The sequence below is a fragment of the Paenibacillus sp. DCT19 genome, assembly GCF_003268635.1.
Lineage (GTDB): Bacteria > Bacillota > Bacilli > Paenibacillales > Paenibacillaceae > Paenibacillus.
In genome coordinates this window covers 2,278,989-2,298,759 of sequence record NZ_CP029639.1, presented here as the reverse complement: position 1 = coordinate 2,298,759, position 19,771 = coordinate 2,278,989, and the positions used below count along the sequence as shown (strand labels likewise).

The window sequence follows — 19,771 nt, the reverse complement described above, 5'->3', positions numbered from 1 at the left end:
AATCTACAGAATGCACAGTCTAATGCCAAAGGTATCCATGACATCCCAAATCTACATCAACCACCTAGATCATGAAGGAGTGTATGTTCCATGTATAAGGTACTGCTTGCTTCGACCGCATTGTTAGGTAGCTTGTTATATCTTCCGGTTCTTCCACTTGCTCAGGGACAGACCCCCATCAAGTTAGATCTGTTGAGTCATTTCAAGCAAGCCCCTCAACGAACAGTCCGTCCATGTTACCAATAATCGACGGTGAAGCTTATCGTTCCAGCCATCACGCCTTTGCAGCACCCGTAATTCTACTTGATGTAGGTCACGGGGGAATTGATGGAGGAACGACAGCCCAAGGCGTGCTGGAGAAGGACATTAACCTGGCTATAAGTCAAAAAGTTTATCTTCTCTTGCGGAGTAAGGGATACGCAGTCATCATCAATCGACTTGGTGATTACGCGCTCAGTGATGATAATCGCTGGCTTAACAGCCGATCCCGGCATCGCAGAGATTTAGCACAACGCAAAAGCCTTAGCGAAGAAGTGAGTACAGATATTGTTGTAAGTATTCATGCCAATTGGAGTGCAAAGTCCACTTCCCATGGCCCGGTGGTTTTGCACCAAAAGGAAGGTAGAAGTTACCTTCTAGCACAATCGATCCAAAATGCCATGAATGACTTGTATGGAACTAAACGGGAAGTGGTGTGGGTAAACCCTTTTATTTGTTGAATTATGTGAAGCATCCAGCAGTCATTGTAGAAACCGGATTTTTGAGTAATGCGGCAGACCGAGCCAAAATTACTGATCCAGCCGAGCAAAAGCGCATAGCCGAGTCCATCGCAAATGGCATTATTTATTATCTGTCGGTAGTGTAGGAGCAGTATGCCAATCCCACACCTCCCGCACCAGATCACCAACGCCAACGAATTCGATCTGTCCCTTAAGATGCGCGACTGATTCACGAATAACAGATGATGTATTTAACCCGGTGTGACCAACATGGCCGATAACTACACAGCTTTTCTTGTCCATGGCATGCTTAGCGGCCAGTTCCATTTGCTTGCGGATATGCGGCTTAGAGTTCTGGTCGTCTAAGAAGATGTCATTACCGATCGGAGGCATATTTTTGGACGTGGCTATCTCCCCGACAACCGAGCGAAAATTGGTTCTGCTATCTACAAAAAAAAGTCCCCGCTCCCGGCATACATCCAGCACAATCGACATAATCCGTTTGTCTGAAGTAATCTTAGAGCCCATATGATTGTTCATGCCAATGGCGTACGGGACATCATCAATCGCTTTTTCCACGCGTACGCGAACTTCTTCATCTGTCAAGTTGGACGTAATCGCTCCTGGGCCAAGCCACTCTGGTCTGCCTTTCTTGGGCTCCATTGGCATGTGTACGATCACATCCATCCCTTTCTCATGTGCGGCAATGGCATCCTTTTGAGTTGTTGGCAGAAAAGGCATTACCGCAACCGTCAACTTAATGGGCATCTCCAAAATCTCTGCGGTTCCCTTCATATCGTTACCAACATCGTCTATAATGATGGCCATACGATTAGGACCGACAGCGGGTTGAGTATCCTGGTTCGACTGTGTTTGAGTATTCACCTTGCCAACTTCTCTTTTCATCTCAGATGCTGCGGTTATCCCTCCACCTGTCAGACTCACCACATTAATAAGTAGCAAAAGAATAAGGAACCCCGCTATTCGTGTGTATCTCTTGCTTTTTGTTTGGTTTTCCATGCTGATTCCCTCCTTAGATCTGTGTTCTCATTGTTTGATATTGTAGGGTGTTCTATGTAAGAAATGGGCTGACGAGCCTAAAGGAAAATTTGTATATCCAAAAGGCACCAACACAGGAATACATCTCTTAAGTAATTTACTTGTCGTATGAGATTCTGAATTTAGGATAAAAATGTCATGGTTTCTCGTTAAAATGAGATAAATTAGTAAAAGACCTGAAATTTGTCAGGTATTCAGTTCAACAATATTTTATTAAAATAAACAAAAGAAAGAATAAATTGATTTTCTTTCCTTTTATTTTCGAAAGGAGGTTGTGTAAGGGCTTACATCGTAGTCTATTAAAGTACTATTTCATTGATTTAGCAGTTCTCAGAATAACCATTTCGAGGAGGATGATCGCAGTGAAATTTAAACTAAAAAAGACCTTTAACGTTTTACTCGCCTGTTTAACGGCTCTGCCACTGATGTTAACGCCCACACAAGCTTCAGCAGCAAGTGATGCCACCATCAATTTATCCTCGGAGAAGCAGCTCATCAAGGGCTTTGGAGGAATTAATCACCCGGTTTGGATCGGTGACTTGACACCTGCTCAACGTGACACAGCCTTTGGCAACGGGCAAAATCAATTGGGCTTCTCCATTCTGAGGATCAGTGTCGATCCGAATCGAAGTAATTGGTCGAGAGAAATAGATACCGCCAAAAGAGCAATAGAGCAAGGCGCTCTAGTATTTGCCTCTCCTTGGAATCCGCCAAGTGATATGGTCGAGACGTTCAACCGGAATGGCGACACCAATGCTAAACGTCTTAGATATGACAAATATGCTGCGTACGCTCAGCATCTGAATGACTTTGTTACGTACATGAGAGATAACGGTGTCAACCTGTATGCGATCTCGGTACAAAATGAACCGGATTACGCGCATGATTGGACCTGGTGGACACCACAGGAGATCCTTCGTTTCATGAAAGAAAATGCAGGATCGATCCAGAACACCAAAGTCATGGCTCCAGAGTCCTTTCAATACCTAAAAAACATATCTGACCCAATCCTGAATGATCCACAAGCGCTTGCTAATATGGACATTTTAGGAGCGCATTTATATGGTACTCAAGTCAATAATTTTGCATACCCTCTCTTCAAGCAAAAAGGTGCCGGCAAAGAACTGTGGATGACGGAAGTCTATTATCCAAACAGTGATAACAATTCTGCTGACCGCTGGCCGGAAGCTTTGGAAGTCTCCCATCACATGCACAATGCAATGGTAGAGGCAGATTTTCAAGCATATGTATGGTGGTACATCCGTAGACAGTACGGACCGATGAAAGAGGATGGCACGATTAGCAAACGCGGTTATAATATGGCTCATTTCTCCAAATTTGTACGTCCAGGCTATCTGCGAGTGGATGCAACGAAAAACCCCGATACCAATACGTTTGTATCTGCTTACAAAGGAGATAACAAGGTCGTCGTTGTAGCGATTAACAAAGGAACCTCTGCGACCAGTCAGCGATTTGTCCTGCAAAATGGTAACGCGTCTACTGTATCCTCATGGGTAACGGATAGCAGCCGTAACCTGGCTAGCGGAGCACCGATCAATGTGTCTAATGGTGCATTTACTGCACAGCTTCCTGCCCAAAGTGTAACCACATTTGTAGCGGATATCACCGGATCAGGTAGTGGTAACACAAGTGGCACAACGTATGAAGCTGAAACGGGAACTACGTTAACTGATGCTCTAATTGAAACAATCTACCCTGGTTACACAGGCTCTGGCTATGTTAATTTCAACGCATTGACGAATTCTGCCATTGAATGGAGTAACATCAACAATGCTACAAGTGGCACCAAAAACGTAAAGTTTCGTTATGCGTTAGAGAGTGGTACACGTAACCTTGATGTGTTCGTAAACGGCACAAAAGTGATCAGCAATACACCCTTTTCAGCAACGGGAAGCTGGTCTACGTGGGGTGAGAAAACCATTCAGGTACCCATGAATTCAGGCTCGAATACCATAAAAATCGTAACGACAGGCACCGAGGGGCCAAATATCGATAATATTACAGTTACGGCATCATAATACGGGTTTGGATCAACTTATGTGGCAAAAAATTGCCCAATCCTCCATTTTGATCGATTGTTGTAGTACGCGATAGCATGGATGGACAAGCTGTGAGATCCGCATATCAGTCCGTAAATAAAAAATATAAAAAGGTTCCCCGCTAGACGAATGTCTAACAGGGAACCTTTTTATTTGATGCGGTCGAGAGGACTCGAACCTCCACGGGGGTTAGCCCACACGGACCTGAACCGTGCGCGTCTGCCAATTCCGCCACGACCGCATATGATGATCTCCGTGACTATGTATCTCGGCGACAAAAAATAATATATCACGCAAGCACTTACATGTCAACATGAAATGCTCATAAAGAAGCCCGATCCAGATATTCCATTCCGGATCGGGCTTCTCGTGATTGGGATCTCAGCACTAATTCGTGCCCGTTTAGAAGTTAAAGCAAGTTACAGCTTGGATGGCCAGTTGCCATACCATGCATAACCGCCTCTTCTTTCTTTGTCAATATCGCTTAATTTATATTTTACGATACCGTCACGACCGATAAAGATCGGTTTATCCGTTCCGACTTCATAGAAACGAGCCCAGATCGGTGCAGCTTTGGAGTCAGCAATGATTTTGCTGTCCCCATTAGCTCTCTCATACCTGTAACCTGTAATTTTCACCTTGTTAAACCAAGCTTCTGCTCCCTTGATGGATGCAGTAATTTTGGCGTTGGAAGGTCTCGTTTTCAGGAATTTAACAATTGTTACACTCTCTCCAGCAGTTAATGATGGCACTTCATAGATTCTTGCACCTGCAGGCTTGAGTGTGCTGGAATCATGTTGTTGTCCCCACGCTGTCAGCTTGCCACCTGAAACCACCTGAGTGTTCAAAATAGCATCTACACCTTTAGCAACCGCATTTTTACTACGATTGGCGAGATTGCTGTCGATAAACGAGAAGTCACCTTTGCGTGTCGCTACTTCATCCAGCATGTACATTACATTTATCATTGCATCGTCATTATAAGTGATATGTTTATGATAACCGGAACTTTGATAAACTTGAGGCCATCCACCATTGGAATACTGCATATTCAGCAAAAAGTTAATGCCTTTAATCGCCGCAGCAGAATAACGTGGGTCGTTTGTCTTTTTAAACTCTTTGGCTAATCTTCTAATTTCTGAGTATGTAGCTTTATTATCGATTGTAGATTTCGCCCACTCACCCGTTGTTTGCTTATATTCTTTTCTCCAGCCACCGTCCGCTTGTTGGTTCTTCAAGATATCAGATATACTTGCTGTCGTTCCTGAAGCATCAGCAGCAGATACAGTGTTAACGGGTTGGATTACCATACCTACCGCAGAAAATACCATCGAAAATGCCAAAACTAATGTGACTAACTTTGTTTTTGTACTCAAAATGATAACACACTCCCTTTTATTAGAATCATTCATTTTCCATCATTCTACTTACTACTTTCCTTCTAATTACACGACCATCCACCACCACCTTAATTTGAATTAAAATATAACTACTATATTTTTATCCAATATGTGGATTGGATAGAACGATCTTATGCAAAAAAAATATCTTTGTCAATTAATGCAACATCTTGTAACATTCCTCGATTATTGTATCTATGAGAATAGTTCAAACTGCACATGACAAAGTTCGAATGATATACAACCCTGTTTGGATTTGAAACACATATTACTTTTTTGTAATCAGTTGCATCTTTATTTCGTGTTTCTTCTTCATAAAAATCGATAGTTCCGTTAACATTGGGCGATAAAGAAGGTATTAAGAAGGGTTTGACATTTACGCATATATGCAATATAGTTTCAAAAGGTTACAAAAACTTAATTATTCAATTGCCGAGTTTCATGTTTGAAAACGGGGGAACCATTTTGGGTGAATTATTCTTATACATAGGAAATATAGGGAACCTTCTACCGAACCCTTAGCTAACTCCGTAGGCAACGAAGGGAGAACATTGATTTTGAAAAAACTTATCATCTCCATTTTTGGAGCAGCAGTACTATTTACTTCAGGTGCAACAAGTACAGAGGCAAGCACAATCAATACAGTTGTTAATAACATGACAGGCATTCCGTACAAATGGGGCGGTACAACCATGGCCGGCTTCGATTGTTCTGGATTCATGAGATATCTCTTTGATAAATATAGTATCAATTTACCTCGCACTTCCCAGCAGCAAGCCAAAGCAGGAACACCAGTATCCAAAGCGAACCTTCGCACAGGAGATCTTGTTTTCTTCAACACAATGGGCAATGGCGTTTCACACACAGGCGTTTATATCGGTGACGGCAAATTCGCACATGCTTCAAGCAGCAAAGGGGTTAGCATCACCAAATTGTCCAACCCTTACTTCAAAGACCGTTATGTCACAGCCCGCCGGGTAACTGGGCAGTTTATGTATAATAAAATGATTGGAAAAATATAATACAACTTACTGTAAACATAAATAAGGACCTATTTCCGTAGCATTATGCCAAGGAATAAGTCCTTATTTTCATTTCTTTAACTTCATCCTGCTTTAGTGCAGCGCCTTTTGTACGCGCATTGCCCCCTGAGACAGTGCATGTCCACCGCCTACGGCTCCTGCAACAGCTATAGTCTCCATAATCTCCTGATCAGTAGCGCCCTTCGCACGAGCTTCCTCCACGTGATAGAAGGTACACACTTCGTTATTGGCAAATAAGCCAATGCCCAAGGCAATTAATTGTTTTGTTTTGGCATCAATGGCTCCAGGTTGAAAGCATTCTCCGGTAAACTCATGGTAAGACTTCACCACTCCTGGTAACACATCGCTCAATTCACCAATCTGATCTTTATACGCATGAACCTTCTCATTCATCAATGTCATATCATTGCACGCCCTCTCAAAGATAGTTCCCAATTCCTTCACTGTAACTATCCTTTCTCCTGAGCGATTCGTTTATGCCTATGGAATGATGGTAAATCCCGTTAACTTTCTTTCTAATCGCTAAGTGGACTCTGGCGCGGCTCGCTGAACAACTGATAGCGATAACTACGATCGAGCTTAACCACACGCCGATTCTGCCGACGAATGAGTACCTGCTCTCCATCCCAAGCAACAACAATTCCTGTTACATCATTGGACTCCAGCTCGTCCCTTACTACTCTAACCTTTTCACCTGACAAACGCAGGGCATCCAGCTCTGTATCACTAATCATGTCTATAGCTCCTATGTTCCAAATTAATTTACAAAAAGAGACCTAAATGACAACTCATTTAGGTCTCACGTGACTGTATTGGACTGTCATGTCATACGAAATGTATGTCCCGACTGAAATTTACCGCTGCGCGTGCTCTTTGCTGTCATTCTTCTCAAACCAAAAATCAAGCACTTTGGCGGACATCACACGTTCTTCAAGGTACTCCACTTGATGCGGTGTAAATTGCTCTTTCCAAGAGAAGGACAACTCTTCACACAAGCCTACAATCGTCAGAAGTTCTGACCAGGCAACATAGCGTTTGTACCAGAAAAATTGAGGATGTTCAATCATATAGGGATAAAGGTCATCGAATTCCGTATGTTTACAATCCAGGGCACGTTCAAAATGAACTTTCGATTCCGCCAGCTTATCAATAAAAAATTGTTCTGTTGCCGCTTGGTTCCCCATGGTGTTGCCTCCTCTCCCTAACATAACCCCATTATAAATGAATTCTGCGGTCATGCAAAGGCATTGTTCAAAAAATAGGCCCTTTTCCTTTAAAATGTCACATTTCGTTATCGTCAAACTGAATGCTTCCATCGTTCAGGGAACGGATACGTACCAGGGCTTCAACAGGAATTCCCTGTTCACGGATGGTTCGTGCTCCTGCTTGAAAACATTTTTCGACCACTACACCGAAGCCAACTAATTCAGCGCCAGAGCGTTCAATAATTTTGATAACGCCCCGAGCTGCATCCCCATTAGCAATAATATCGTCTATGAACAAAATACGATCATTCTCATGAATATATTCGCGAGATACCATAATATCGGTCACAATCCCTTTCGTAAAGGACGGTACACGTTCACAGTAGGCATCAGGATCAGCCAGAAGCGTTTTTTTGCGCCGAGCAAATACAAGAGGTACTCCTAGCTCATGTGCAACAGCAAAAGCAACTGGAATGCCAGAAGACTCCACCGTAATCACGCGTGTCACACCACTTTCACGAAAACGTGAGGCAAACTCACGTCCCATTTCCATTGTCAAACCAGGGTCAATCTGATGATTCAGTAGTCCATCCAATTTGAGCACTTGATCGGAGATGACTACTCCTTCTTCTAAAATACGTTGTTTCAATAATTCCATGATTTGACCTCCCAAGCCTATCCTATGACGTAAAAGTATCATAGATATGACTGTCAATTCAAGCGAAATCAGCTTTATTGTTACTCTGCCTTAGAAATGAACCCCAAAGAGTGAGCTCATTGTCATGAGTTCCAATGGCCAAGCATACCTTGTACCATGGCACCCACATGTCCAAACTATACCGGGGCCTGAGAGGGGAAACGCATGAAACAGGCATTTCGGGTGCTGCAGATCGCATTTACATACATTGGGACGGTGGTAGGTGCCGGCTTTGCAACAGGCCAGGAGATCCTGCAGTTTTTTACCCAGTATGGCAAATGGGCAACGCTCACCATTGGCCTATCCACTATACTTTTTGTCTGGCTAGGCACCAAAATGATGCTCATTGCTCACGATACTGGCTCCCGCTCCTACGAAGATCTTAATAAGCATTTATTCGGCCACAAGGCAGGCAGATGGATCACTTGGATTACCCTTCTCATTCTCATTGGAGTGAACAGCGTCATGTTGGCCGGAGCAGGCTCCGTCTTTGTTGAACATCTCGGCATGCATTACCAGACTGGGTTGCTTGTTACGCTTGTCGGTACTTATCTTCTTCTGGGACGAGGTATCCGAGCCATTATGCAGATGAATAGTATCGTTGTGCCCATGATGCTGCTGCTCTCGCTGCTTATGATTACCAGCACACTCCATCAACCTGGTGCTTCTAGATTTATCACGTTAACGACCGATAAAAGTCTGATACAGGTATGGCTATCCCCACTCTTATACACTTCATTTAATCTGGTATTAGCCCAAGCTGTACTCGTACCTTTAGGTAACCAGATTCATAGTCGAAACATGCTGAAGTGGGGCGGCGTACTAGGCGGAATTGGAGTTGGCTTTATGCTACTCGCAGCTCATTTTGCGATGTCTGCACAAATGCCGGGAATAACACAATTTGAAATTCCGATGGGCAGCATTGCCTTTCAGCTTGGTTGGATGGTTCAGTCCGTTTATGTATCCCTGATTTTCATGGAAATATTCAGCACCTTTGTAGCGGATATTTATGGAATGACACTACAGGTTAGACAACACGTTCGTTTACATCCGCGGGTCATTATGCTGGTTATTATGTTGTTGTGTTACTCACTTAGTCAATTTGGCTTCAGCTCCCTATTATCTATTCTTTACCCCATTTTCGGATGTTTGGCACTCATCTGGGCTTTTAAATTAATTATGGATCGTTGGGGCAGCTTTCGAGGAACAAAAGAAAAATATTAGTTCACTTTGTGACAATGTGAGCTGAATAGACCGACTCTAGGATAATTCATTTATTTTAAGAGTCGGTTTTTATTTTTTTCGATCGTTTAGTTTTAAAAGGTCAATTCAGCGTCATCGCTGTATTATGAAGAACATTCACAAGCTCCTCCGAGGGCTCTGCGTTTAACTTAAAATAATGAACATACTCTTCTCGATCTACTTGATAGCTTACCTTCACGTACAGATCTGTATAAATCTCCAATGTCTCACGATCTACCTTCGATGGATCTAACAAGAACGCCCTAAATAGGGATGCTCCTGTACTTGTGCCATGTGGTGCAATTGTTGGCAGGTTATCAAAGAGGACATTTGATTCGAAAATGTTGGTTGTACCTATTTTACTCAGCATTTGTGGATGAAGATGAAAGCTCATTTGCAGCTGTTCCACCTCCACTTTGGGTTGTTCAATGAACATTTCGTAAATGATATGCTCCACATTTTCCTTATTTCTATAGCTGATCGTAGCTATAATGTTGAAATGATCATTCATCACATCCGTCAAGAACACTTCAGGCTGATACGCAATCTTGCTTTCCATATCACTTAATTCCTTCGCTAGTCCACGATGATTCAGATCAGTGCAGCCAGCAATGAGAAACAGTATTATACTCGCGCAGGCTATAAGAGGTTTAGCAAACTTCTTCAAACTTCCCTTCTCCTTTCCTTCTAATCCAATATTTCATGCATTACACATCTCATTTGTAGTCCCTAATTTACATTTCCCTCTCTGATTAAAAGCTCTAATTGCTACTATTCTAACTTAACCAGAAACTAAAAAATGAAAAAACACAGCATAACTGCTTATGTAACAGCAATTATGTTGTGTTCTTTATTTAATGGTATGTTCTTCTAAAATATCGTTATTTCATTACGTTAAAGATGATTTCGCAAACTGTAAATACATTTTTTTCAGTTCATTGACTGATCTGCCTAGAGAATAATGAGTCTTCGCCTTCTCGCATGCCGAGCGGGCTAGCTCATAACGATATGCCGGATCGACCATTACCTTCTCTAGAGCTTCTGCAAGCGCAGACGGGTTCTCAGCAGGGACCAGAAGTCCGTTACTGCCATTCTCTATCTGTTCAGGGATTCCCCCGACATCTGTACCAACCAACGCTAGACAGCTCAGTGCAGCCTCTGCAAATACAGATCCAAAGGCCTCCGCACGTGAAGGCAGTACAAAAATATCAAAGAAAGGCATAAATTCCTCAGGATGCAGCGTGTAGCCATAAAATATCGTTTCATTATAGATGCCCAGCCGCTGAGCCAATTCCTCCAGATCCGGACGAATTGGACCATCTCCGATAATATGAAGAACGTAATCCAGCCCTCGCTCCTTAAGTTCCGCACACGCTTTAAACAGAATATCCAGACCTTTGGCCGGAACAAGACGACATACGGTAACTAACTGTGGAATAGCATTGTCATGCGCAATGGGTTTAAACCTTTTTTCATCGAATCCATTCGGTATAATGCTGATCGCATCCGGCTGTTGAACATAAGAGCCCAAATAACGACGGAATGAATCAGACACGGTTAACAACCGTTCTGCCTGATGCTCTAGCTCACGGTAAATCGCTACCAGGAATTGGTGTTCCAATCCATCTGGCTCGATCCGACCATTCAAAATCAGTTCTCGTTCATAACTGGAGTGAATCGTCTGAATGAGGGGTGTATCTGGGAAAACCTTTTTCATCGCAAGACCAGCAATTGGATGATGTGCGTGAATAAGATCATACGGCTTTTGAATCCGTAATTTAGTCCACCATAAGTAATCTCGATAGGTTTGCATATATTTCTGAACGATCGGGCTGCCCTGATACAGCGTCCAATCGAACGTATCAAAAGCTACGTCTTCTCTACCTTTGTTGCGAATACGCTTGGGTAGCGAGAATAGATCCATCTCCCATCGTGGAGTTGTAAACCTCTCTTGCATATACGGTATCATAGAGGATACACCTCCGGGCTGCTCCGGAGGAAAGAATAGCGCCTGCAGCAATTTCACCGTTAGTTTCCCCCTTTCCTGCTTCGATCTTATTGATCCATCTTCAATTATGATATATTAGAACGTATGTTTCAGTAAAGCAATAACTGAACAATTCCTCTCCATTCTTCTTACATTGGGATAACATGTTTGGTCATTTCTCTCTTCATCAGTATACGTTTGTTTTATTTTTCTGTTCGGGTGTGAATGTGATCAAGTACCACCATGAGTGCATGTATCAATAGATTGATGACAAAGAAAGCACCAGATTGGTAGAAAAAAAGCGCATAATAAGAGCCGGTGAGCTATAATTCACACTCCCGGCTCCACATCATTATTTTTATTCAATACGTAACCCATTTAACATTAATTTGATACTAATGACTTCTCGTACGTGCTGTATCCTTCGATCTCTCCTACAAATGTGTATCCATGACGAGCGTAAAACGCATTGAGCGTGGCGTTGTCAGCACCACAATCCAATCGCATCGTGTGTTTATCATCAAACTGAATGCCTTGAGTCGCCCAGTCCAATATACTGCGTCCAAGACCCGTCTGAGCATATTTTCTGCGAATAGCTAATCGGTGTAAATAAACCGCACCATCCTCCGCATGCGCTCTCCTTCCCCATAACTTAACATCCCAAGCACTCGGTTTGCGCATCAGAATGACCATTCCAGCGACATCAGCGCCTTTTTTGAACACAAAAACATCACCACGCAGAATGGCGCCTACAGTATCATGCGAATCCTCGCCCTCCAGCAAGGCACTCCACTGAGATGAACCTTGACTCTGCAGCCATTCAGCCGTTTCTGTGAGAAGAGCCATTACTACTTCCGTATCTTCTTGTTCTGCCAATACAGCTCGAAAATCTTCGTTTATAGTGTCTTGAATCATTGTAAATGATTGCTGCATCTTACTCCGCACTCCTTTATCTCTTATGAATAATCGAACTATACCCGGAAATGATTATTTCGTCAAAATTACAAAAAAAAAAAGTAAAGAGCCTCAGCCCTTTACCTGTCAATCCTCGCTTCATCAATAATCTGATTACGATATAACATCGTCAGATGCAACGTATCGAACTCAAGCTCCTTGTCCAGTTCCTTCAAAAGCACTTCAACCAAGCTCTGTCGCTGCACATTGGTACCTGGAATCTGGTAATCCATATATCCGGTCAGATCAGGATGTGAAGTGTCAATCGTAGCCGTTCCTACAGGCAATCCACCACGTTCCTGAAGAAACAATTCGTACTCACGGAACTCTCGATCCTTGCGTACAAGCATGACATAAGAGATGTCCTCCGCATCCTCTTGTTCATCTCGATCTTGTAGCTCATTCGTTCGAGCAACTCCTGATGTATCATAATGAGAGGCATTGGTTAGAACACCAATTGCGTTGTATTCCTCATGCACATTATCTTCCTCATCATCCCCAGCAAAATCACGGTGTACCCACTCTATCGAATCTAAATGGTTCCCCTGATGCCAATAATGAATCGTGATTGTATCAATCAGCTCTTCATCCAACTCTCGCACAAGTAACTCGGCAGCAATCTCTTGCTGATGTTCATCCGGTTCGTCATACCAGTGAATTTCACCTTGGACATCTGCTCCATACTGTTTCAGTGTAGCTTCGGCAAGTTCCTGACCTTGTACATCGTTGAATACGTACGTCGATATGTTGCGCCCCGCTGTCACTAGCTCCATCTCCAGCAGATGTTCCTGATCTTCATATGTAAAAGATTCATCTTGCGAACCGGGAATGACTTGAATCGCACTCACTGTATCATCATAATCCCTATCACATATGCTCTCATCTTCGTACCATTCCACCTCAACCTCAGTATCTGGTTTCAGCAACACCGAACGTAGTGTTCCACAATTGACTAACACTTCGTAATACTCAGCTTCCACTGCATCAACAAGTGAACGAACATATTCATGTACCTTCTCCATAACGACTTCTTCAGACTCTTCCGTAAGCGATCCACGTTCCAATTGAAGACTTCCCGACAACCGATCTGTCTCTCTATACACGACTAAGAGCGAACCTACATATTGACCATGTACCATAACATCCAGTACTTCGCCGCCTATTGTTCGCAGATTCGGAATGAGCTCCACATGTAGTTTCATGAATCCGTCCTCCTTGGTCTTCTAAGATTATTCTCTTAGGTTACCCAGGAAGACAGTAGATTATCAGATCAAACGTAGAGCTTCCCTGATCGTAAGCTGAACTCGTCTCTATTCACCTAGTACATGTTTACGGATTGAATGCGCTACTCCCTGCTCATTGTTCGAAAGTGTCACTTCATCTGCAGCGGCCTTCACTTCTTCAGGAGAATTGTCCATCGCAATTCCTTTGCCTGCATAGGTTAGCATCGTTAGATCATTATAATAATTGCCTATAGCCATTACCTCAGAGGGTTTAATACCTTTCGATTCAGCTAGTCTTTTCAATGCTGTACCTTTGGTTGCTTCGGGATGCATTAGATCAATGAAAAAATCTCCACTACGTGTCATGTAGTAGGGAAGGTTCCAGTTCCCCCACTCTTGCTGTACTGTGTTCATTTGCTCCAGTGGGCCAAAGGCTGTAAATTTGACAAGCGGTTCACTTAGATCGGCCCATTGGGGCAACTGTTGTGGTTTCATTAGGAAATTGCGGTACATCTCTTGGACTTGCAATCCAAGCCCCTCCGGCTGATCCACATACAATCCAAACGCTGTGTTAATGTCAAAATGGACTCCATTCTCCCGACAATACGTGATGAACGGCTCTAACCCCTGACCCTCCATAGCAAAACGATGAACAATTTCACGAGTGCTTACTTCAGCAGTTACCGCTCCGTTATGTGTTATAACATATCCAGCCAACCCCATCTTCTCCATAAAAGGAATTGTATTGGCTGGTCCTCTGCCTGAGCAAAGTACAATCTCTATCCCTTGTTGAGAAGCACGAATCAAGGTTTCTTGTGTCATCTGGGTTAATTCATGGTGATCATTCAGCAATGTTCCATCTACATCTAGTGCAATTAATTTATATGTCATTATCGTATTCACTCCTTAGGGGGGATCGCACCCACCCAAACCCTCCCTTCCGAGGGAGGGCCCCAGAGGGCTCTGCCCTCTGGACTCCCGTTTGCGGAAGCGACGGTGGGTCGGGTCTTGCTATGTATCGGTTGGTGTGGGAGCGCTTGTCTGCCAGGGTCACCGCTAATATAGCGGTAATCCTGCCCAAGCTTACGGGGACCATTTCGGGCAAGGCTTCGCCCCTAACCCGGGGCTCTCTGCTCCGCTTCCCGAAGGGCGGGAGCTTTTGCGCCTTTGGCGCTGGGGCAAGGCTTCGCTCCTTGCCCGGAGCTCCCTGCTCCGCTTCCCGAAGGGCGGGAGCTTTTGCGCCTTTGGCGCTAGGGGCAAGGCTTCGCCCCTTGCCCGGGGCTCCCTGCTCCGCTCCGCGAAGGGCGGGAGCTTTTGCGCCTTTGGCGCTAGGGGTAAGGCTTCGCCCCTTGCCCGGGGCTCCCTGCTCCGCTCCGCGAAGGGCGGGAGTTTATTTCCGCAGAATATTCAGCTCTTCTGCGGAAAGTTCGCGGTAGCTGCCGATCGGTAGATCCGCATCGAGCTGCAGGTCACCCATGGCTACGCGTTTAAGGTAGACCACTCGTTTGCCAACAGCCTGAAACATACGTTTTACTTGGTGGAACTTGCCTTCATGAATGATTAACGATATGGATGAATATACGCCTTCATCCGTCTCTTCGTGGTTCAGAATCGTTAGGTCAGCCGGTAAGGTTTCGTATCCATCATCCAGTTGCACGCCTGCTTTGAATTTCTGGATATCCTCTTCATCCACTCTTCCTAACACACGAGCTTCATACGTCTTCGGCACGTGTTTACGAGGGGACAGAAGATCATGTGCAAGCGGCCCGTCATTGGTTAGAATCAGCAGACCTTCCGTGTCTTTATCCAGACGCCCAACCGGGAACGGGTTGAAGACACGGTCCTCTTTACGCAGTATATCTAATACCGTTCGATCTCTGTTGTCTTCGGTAGCTGACACAACACCCGGAGGTTTATGCAGCATCAGATAGATCATTTCCCGGTATACGATCCGTTCGCCATCTACCTCGATAACATTTAAGTCTGGATTCACCTGTAATCCGCTATCTTTGACCGCTTTGCCATCCACAAGAATGCGGCCTTGCTTCACTAATTTTTTGAGTTCACTTCGTGTACCCACACCCATATGACTCAAGATCTTGTCCAGACGCAAAGTCTGTTTTCCCTTTCCACTCATACCGATGTCCACCTCCAGCCTGCCGGATATTCATTTTTCAGCACACCATCCAGCCATTTCCCCATCCAGCGGCATAACCATCAACACACACTAAAGCGTAACCCTTGGCAACTGCTCCCGCCTTAAGCTGCACCCGAGATTCCTCTATATTTAAGGTCTCTCCTTTTAGATACCTCACCGCTTCACCATTTGCAGAGTTAAGGTTGATCACTCGTACTGCCTCTGTACCCTGCAACGCACATGCTAACGGATGAGATGGCACAAATCGCCCATTTTTCACGGTTCCCATGAACCATCCAGGACGGATGACTTTAAGTCCTTCCAGACGTTCAGCACCTACTGCGGATTGATATACACGATCACCGTAATACACCGTTTCTCCGGGAAGCTCTATCTCCAGATGATCTTGTACAAACTGCTTGTAGATGACCTCCGGTTCCACTTGCTCCGTTCCACGACCTTGTCCACGCCGATCGGCCTTGCGTCCGCCACGTTCGTTCCCTTTCACCTGTTTCCCCTTCGATTTGCCCTCGTAGTCCTGCCTAGGCTTGTTCTCCCTTGCCTCTGTTCTCAGTAGACGCTCTCGTTTACGATCGGCCTTGCTGAGCGGTACGGACGCTGCAACGAAACGCTCTTGCTCTGAATCGCGCTCATAATCGACTTGCGCGCTCTCTTCTACCGCTCCCTCCGCAGTATCGTGCGCCTCTCTATCCAACATAACTTGTCCAGCTGAGGATTGACTCCGATGCTGCAGTACTGCCACATAATGACCTTCCCCTTCTAACAAATGGGGCCATAATCTCGCTGTTCCAGCCACTTGATCCAATACCAATGCAGTCTCCTGCGCTGTTTCTGGCATAGTTTGACGCACCCAATCGGGTCTACCTGGCTGAAAACCTGTTTCCCTAGGGATGTCTTTCACAACAAAATCAGGATTCAGCTTCAGAAACTCTGCAATCATCGCTTCATTTTCTTCAGGTGCAAATGTGCATGTTGAATAAACGATGGTGCCGCCTGAAGCTAACAGTCTTGCAGCCGTCTCTAGAATATCTCGTTGCATCAGAACACACTTATCAATGGAATGATCCTCCCATGATTTCACCATATCCTCATCCTTGCGGAACATGCCTTCCCCTGAACATGGTGCATCAATCAAGACCTTATCAAAATAATGCTCAAACGCACCCGCAATGCGCTCTGGAGATTCGTTCAACACAACTGCATTTCGAACCCCGTACAATTCCACGTTCTTGGCAAGCGCCTTCGTTCGTTCAGCATGAATATCATTGGTCACAAGCACACCCTTACCTTGCAGTTTGGCTGCAATCTGGGTAGATTTCCCACCTGGCGCAGCACACAGATCCAGCACTCGGTCTCCTGGCTGCACACCTAATAATTCAACAGGTGCCATCGCACTTGGTTCTTGAATGTAATACAGACCCGCATGATAATACGGATGCAATCCCGGCTTCACCCCGTGAGGCACATAAAAACCTGTCCCACACCAAGGAATGGGACGCAAGTTGAATGGAGCAAGCTGCTCGAAAGACTTCATGGATATTTTTAACGTATTCACTCTAAGCCCCGCATGTGGGGACTGATCATATGATGACATAAATTGTTCAAATTCATTGCCAAGCAACGTTTTCATTCGCTCAGTAAATTTCAAAGGTAGCTGTACAGCCATAATTCCACTCATCCTGTTCTGTTAAAATACCAGCATCTCTTAGAATGCCTACATCTTGCTCTATGTTATCATATCCGAGTTTTGCTGTCTTATCGGTTCAGTAGATATTCCACTACAGCCTGTAATGTTGTATAATGACAAGTAGGTTAATTCTTGAGCAAAAATTCGGTGTATTATGCATATTATCCCATACTCTATTTTTGCCAAAGCCATATCACGATATGAATAATGGGGGATGTTCAATGAAATCTAAGAAAAAGAAAAGTGCCACGATCCTTATTTTCCTAGGCATTTTCGTCATTTTGCTCGCTGCACTTGTACTGGTGAATCAACAATCCAAGAAGCAGATGGATTCTGTAGAGAACGCATACGGTATTCCGGCTTCCAAGCTCACTTCAGCTACTCGGGAACTGCTCGATGATCCGAATTACCAACAAATTATTTTGCCTGCTGATATGAAAGCTAAGATTGATAACAAAGAAAGCTTTTTTGTTTATTTCTTCGCATCGGATTGCTCGCACTGCCGTGCTACAACACCTCAATTGATGCCTTTGGTGGATCAAGAAGGTATTCAATTGCCACAGTTCAATCTTCGTGAGTTTGACGCTGGATGGACAGATTACAATATCGAGTTCACACCGACGCTTGTTTATTACCAAGACGGTGTTGAGAAGGATCGCATGGTTGGCGGACTTCAAGAGAATGGCAGTGATAACGGCTATACCCTGGATGACTACAAACAATTCTTTGACAAATATAAGGATAGCGCAACGCCAGCAGCAAGCTAAGCACAAGTTCGGTGTTATGGAACTGTTGCTTGAACATGTTGTTGATGGTGGGACAAGCATAGAGCACACAGAGGCTGTACTAGTTGTAATGTTGTTGTGCCCCTCCATTATCCATCGGTACAATACGAAACACCCCGATAGCCTGTAAGGCATGATCGGGGTGTTTTTTATTTTTCTCCTGCAGGATATCACAATCCAAGAAATAATGATATGCATGAAAGATCATGTATTCCGCTTGGTTACTGTTCGGCTTTATTGCTGTTTCTGCTGCAACGCTCTCATCTTCTCTTCATAGATCCGTCCACGTGTTGGACTCCGCCGCTGTGGTATGTTGGGTTTCACGTGCTGGCTTCTTAAATTAACAGCTTGAATCAACACTTCATCTTGGATCACAATCGTGAGATCACGATAAGGGAAGCTGTCCGAATTTGCGTCTGTCAGTCCCTCTAACAGCTCACGCACTTCCTTGACTATTCGTTCAAGCTCAATTCCCTGCGTAATAGAAGGATATGGCTCCAGAAGCTCTACTGCACTTTGAAGCATCATTCGCGCTCCACGGAGATTGCCGTTTCTAAAATGATACAGACCAACGGCAATTTGCAGCATACCTTTATAAAATGAATCACGATCACATTTCAACCAGAGTTCTTCCAACACTTCATGGCATTCAAAATAATCCTGATCGCGATTAAAGTAGATTAAGTAGTCGATGTACAGCGGCTCATAGCTGTTCATCTGGGTTCTCGCCCTTCCTCGCATTGTTCAAAAGTTCCTTCACATCATCTAAAAGGTCTTTAAGCCCTTCCATGTCATGGCGCTCCCAGCAATCATTGAAACGCTTCTGGGCTTCAATTGCTTCATTCACCAGGTGGTAGAAATACAACTGATGGATGATGTTCAGTGTTCTTGATACGATATTAGAGTCATCCTCAAACGCCTTCTGTGCCTCTAGGATTTGCAATCGAATTGCAGACATTTCGTTATCGAGTACAAATGCAGCTTCCGCCGTCTTCTTCAGCCTAGCTCGCATATCATCGGGAAGACTCTCCCGAAACTTATAACTAAGGGAATGTTCGATGGTCGCCCAGAAATTCATCGCTAATGTCCGGATCTGTATCTCCGCCAACACGATCTTTTGTCCTAGTGCCGTCTGAACAGGATATTCAATGATCATATGGAAACTACGGTAGCCGCTCTCTTTGAAGTTCGTAATATAATCTTTTTCAATGAGAACCGTTAGATCCTTGCGTGCCCTAATATACTCAGCTACTCGGCGAATATCATCCACGAACTGACACATAATCCGGATGCCTGCAATATCCTCTATCCCGGTTTCTACCTGATCCAGCGGCACATTCAAACGCCTGGACTTCTCCAAAATGCTGGATATTTTTTTGACACGACCCGTCACGAATTCGATCGGAGCGTATTCTTCCCTTTTCTTCAGCTCCGCCCGCATCGTTTTGAACTTAACCTTCAATTCCTCTACCGCTTGTTCATAAGGAAGTAAAAATGTACCCCAGTCTCTACCGTCCATGCTTATGCCTCCTGTCTCTATAGCGTCCCCTAT

Annotated in this window: 21 protein-coding genes, 1 tRNA gene, 1 pseudogene and 1 riboswitch; of the genes and pseudogenes, 7 read left to right on the top strand and 16 right to left on the bottom strand. The window is 44.4% G+C overall.

Annotated elements, in window-relative coordinates:
* Positions 1 to 90: 90 nt before the first annotated feature.
* The 3 genes from DMB88_RS30220 to DMB88_RS31970 are packed head-to-tail and all read left to right on the top strand — an operon-like array spanning position 91 to position 865.
* Positions 91 to 246, top strand: a complete 156-nt coding sequence (locus tag DMB88_RS30220; RefSeq protein WP_164848666.1) for a hypothetical protein — start codon at positions 91 to 93, stop codon at positions 244 to 246.
* Complete coding sequence (locus tag DMB88_RS10390) at positions 234 to 719, top strand: N-acetylmuramoyl-L-alanine amidase (RefSeq protein ID WP_368028332.1); 486 nt, start codon at positions 234 to 236, stop codon at positions 717 to 719. Before DMB88_RS30220 ends, DMB88_RS10390 begins: the two co-directional genes overlap by 13 nt.
* Positions 695 to 865 (top strand): N-acetylmuramoyl-L-alanine amidase, encoded by a 171-nt coding sequence (locus DMB88_RS31970; protein ID WP_368028331.1) that lies wholly within the window; start codon positions 695 to 697, stop codon positions 863 to 865. The genes DMB88_RS10390 and DMB88_RS31970 overlap by 25 nt, the downstream gene beginning before the upstream one ends.
* Here the strand turns inward: DMB88_RS31970 and DMB88_RS10385 are convergent.
* Positions 840 to 1,739 (bottom strand): divergent polysaccharide deacetylase family protein, encoded by a 900-nt coding sequence (locus DMB88_RS10385; protein ID WP_254438521.1) that lies wholly within the window; start codon positions 1,737 to 1,739, stop codon positions 840 to 842. The genes DMB88_RS31970 and DMB88_RS10385 overlap by 26 nt on opposite strands.
* Positions 1,740 to 2,131: 392 nt before the next feature.
* Between DMB88_RS10385 and DMB88_RS10380 the strand changes: the two genes are divergently transcribed.
* Positions 2,132 to 3,817 carry a glucuronoarabinoxylan endo-1,4-beta-xylanase XynC gene (locus DMB88_RS10380; protein ID WP_128101286.1) on the top strand — a complete coding sequence of 562 codons (1,686 nt, stop codon included), beginning with the start codon at positions 2,132 to 2,134 and terminating at the stop codon, positions 3,815 to 3,817.
* Between the two features lie 178 nt (positions 3,818 to 3,995).
* Here the strand turns inward: DMB88_RS10380 and DMB88_RS10375 are convergent.
* Positions 3,996 to 4,079 (bottom strand) — tRNA-Leu (locus DMB88_RS10375).
* Positions 4,080 to 4,257: 178 nt separating this feature from the next.
* Positions 4,258 to 5,214, bottom strand: a complete 957-nt coding sequence (pelA, locus tag DMB88_RS10370) for a pectate lyase (protein ID WP_251382983.1) — start codon at positions 5,212 to 5,214, stop codon at positions 4,258 to 4,260.
* Positions 5,215 to 5,658: 444 nt separating this feature from the next.
* Positions 5,659 to 5,790, top strand: a riboswitch (cyclic di-AMP (ydaO/yuaA leader).
* 5 nt (positions 5,791 to 5,795) lie between these two features.
* Here pelA and DMB88_RS10365 point away from each other — a divergent pair.
* A complete protein-coding gene (locus DMB88_RS10365; RefSeq protein ID WP_128101285.1) occupies positions 5,796 to 6,260 on the top strand; it encodes a C40 family peptidase in 465 nt (154 codons plus the stop codon).
* A 93-nt stretch (positions 6,261 to 6,353) separates the two neighbouring features.
* On the opposite strand, the gene DMB88_RS10360 is transcribed toward DMB88_RS10365, so the two are convergent.
* From DMB88_RS10360 to DMB88_RS10345, 4 genes are all read right to left on the bottom strand, one after another.
* A complete protein-coding gene (locus tag DMB88_RS10360) occupies positions 6,354 to 6,683 on the bottom strand; it encodes a carboxymuconolactone decarboxylase family protein (protein WP_128101284.1) in 330 nt (109 codons plus the stop codon).
* 113 nt (positions 6,684 to 6,796) lie between these two features.
* Complete coding sequence (locus DMB88_RS10355; protein WP_128101283.1) at positions 6,797 to 7,015, bottom strand: hypothetical protein; 219 nt, start codon at positions 7,013 to 7,015, stop codon at positions 6,797 to 6,799.
* Between the two features lie 120 nt (positions 7,016 to 7,135).
* A complete protein-coding gene (locus DMB88_RS10350) occupies positions 7,136 to 7,465 on the bottom strand; it encodes a hypothetical protein (RefSeq protein WP_128101282.1) in 330 nt (109 codons plus the stop codon).
* 97 nt (positions 7,466 to 7,562) lie between these two features.
* Positions 7,563 to 8,144 (bottom strand): xanthine phosphoribosyltransferase, encoded by a 582-nt coding sequence (locus DMB88_RS10345; RefSeq protein WP_128101281.1) that lies wholly within the window; start codon positions 8,142 to 8,144, stop codon positions 7,563 to 7,565.
* A 204-nt stretch (positions 8,145 to 8,348) separates the two neighbouring features.
* Here DMB88_RS10345 and DMB88_RS10340 point away from each other — a divergent pair, with 204 nt between their 5' ends.
* Positions 8,349 to 9,407: a YkvI family membrane protein gene (locus DMB88_RS10340; RefSeq protein ID WP_128101280.1), complete on the top strand. Its 1,059-nt coding sequence runs from the start codon at positions 8,349 to 8,351 to the stop codon at positions 9,405 to 9,407.
* A 100-nt stretch (positions 9,408 to 9,507) separates the two neighbouring features.
* Here DMB88_RS10340 and DMB88_RS10335 read toward each other — a convergent pair whose 3' ends face one another.
* The 7 genes and pseudogenes from DMB88_RS10335 to DMB88_RS10305 all read right to left on the bottom strand — a co-directional run bounded on the left by DMB88_RS10335 (position 9,508) and on the right by DMB88_RS10305 (position 17,413).
* Positions 9,508 to 10,092, bottom strand: coding sequence for a hypothetical protein (locus DMB88_RS10335; RefSeq protein ID WP_128101279.1), 585 nt, complete (start codon positions 10,090 to 10,092; stop codon positions 9,508 to 9,510).
* 222 nt (positions 10,093 to 10,314) lie between these two features.
* On the bottom strand, positions 10,315 to 11,451 hold the full coding sequence (locus tag DMB88_RS10330; RefSeq protein WP_128101278.1) for a glycosyltransferase family 4 protein: 1,137 nt from the start codon (positions 11,449 to 11,451) through the stop codon (positions 10,315 to 10,317).
* Positions 11,452 to 11,796: 345 nt separating this feature from the next.
* Positions 11,797 to 12,345 (bottom strand): GNAT family N-acetyltransferase, encoded by a 549-nt coding sequence (locus tag DMB88_RS10325; protein WP_164848665.1) that lies wholly within the window; start codon positions 12,343 to 12,345, stop codon positions 11,797 to 11,799.
* 101 nt (positions 12,346 to 12,446) lie between these two features.
* Positions 12,447 to 13,568, bottom strand: a complete 1,122-nt coding sequence (locus tag DMB88_RS10320) for a hypothetical protein (protein WP_128101277.1) — start codon at positions 13,566 to 13,568, stop codon at positions 12,447 to 12,449.
* A gap of 108 nt (positions 13,569 to 13,676) precedes the next feature.
* Complete coding sequence (locus DMB88_RS10315) at positions 13,677 to 14,480, bottom strand: Cof-type HAD-IIB family hydrolase (protein WP_128101276.1); 804 nt, start codon at positions 14,478 to 14,480, stop codon at positions 13,677 to 13,679.
* Between the two features lie 499 nt (positions 14,481 to 14,979).
* The gene (locus tag DMB88_RS10310) at positions 14,980 to 15,726 is read right to left on the bottom strand and encodes a pseudouridine synthase (RefSeq protein WP_128101275.1); all 747 of its coding nucleotides are present in this window, start codon (positions 15,724 to 15,726) and stop codon (positions 14,980 to 14,982) included.
* Positions 15,723 to 17,413, bottom strand: a pseudogene (locus tag DMB88_RS10305) (RsmB/NOP family class I SAM-dependent RNA methyltransferase). The gene DMB88_RS10310 and the pseudogene DMB88_RS10305 overlap by 4 nt, the downstream one beginning before the upstream one ends.
* A 242-nt stretch (positions 17,414 to 17,655) precedes the next feature.
* Here DMB88_RS10305 and DMB88_RS10300 point away from each other — a divergent pair.
* The gene (locus DMB88_RS10300; RefSeq protein ID WP_128101274.1) at positions 17,656 to 18,201 is read left to right on the top strand and encodes a thioredoxin family protein; all 546 of its coding nucleotides are present in this window, start codon (positions 17,656 to 17,658) and stop codon (positions 18,199 to 18,201) included.
* Between the two features lie 252 nt (positions 18,202 to 18,453).
* Here the strand turns inward: DMB88_RS10300 and DMB88_RS10295 are convergent, their stop codons facing one another.
* Together DMB88_RS10295 and DMB88_RS10290 are read right to left on the bottom strand one after the other, a co-directional pair.
* The gene (locus tag DMB88_RS10295) at positions 18,454 to 18,936 is read right to left on the bottom strand and encodes a DUF309 domain-containing protein (protein WP_128101273.1); all 483 of its coding nucleotides are present in this window, start codon (positions 18,934 to 18,936) and stop codon (positions 18,454 to 18,456) included.
* Positions 18,923 to 19,738 carry a GTP diphosphokinase gene (locus tag DMB88_RS10290; RefSeq protein WP_128101272.1) on the bottom strand — a complete coding sequence of 272 codons (816 nt, stop codon included), beginning with the start codon at positions 19,736 to 19,738 and terminating at the stop codon, positions 18,923 to 18,925. Before DMB88_RS10290 ends, DMB88_RS10295 begins: the two co-directional genes overlap by 14 nt.
* Between the last annotated feature and the right edge of the window lie 33 nt (positions 19,739 to 19,771).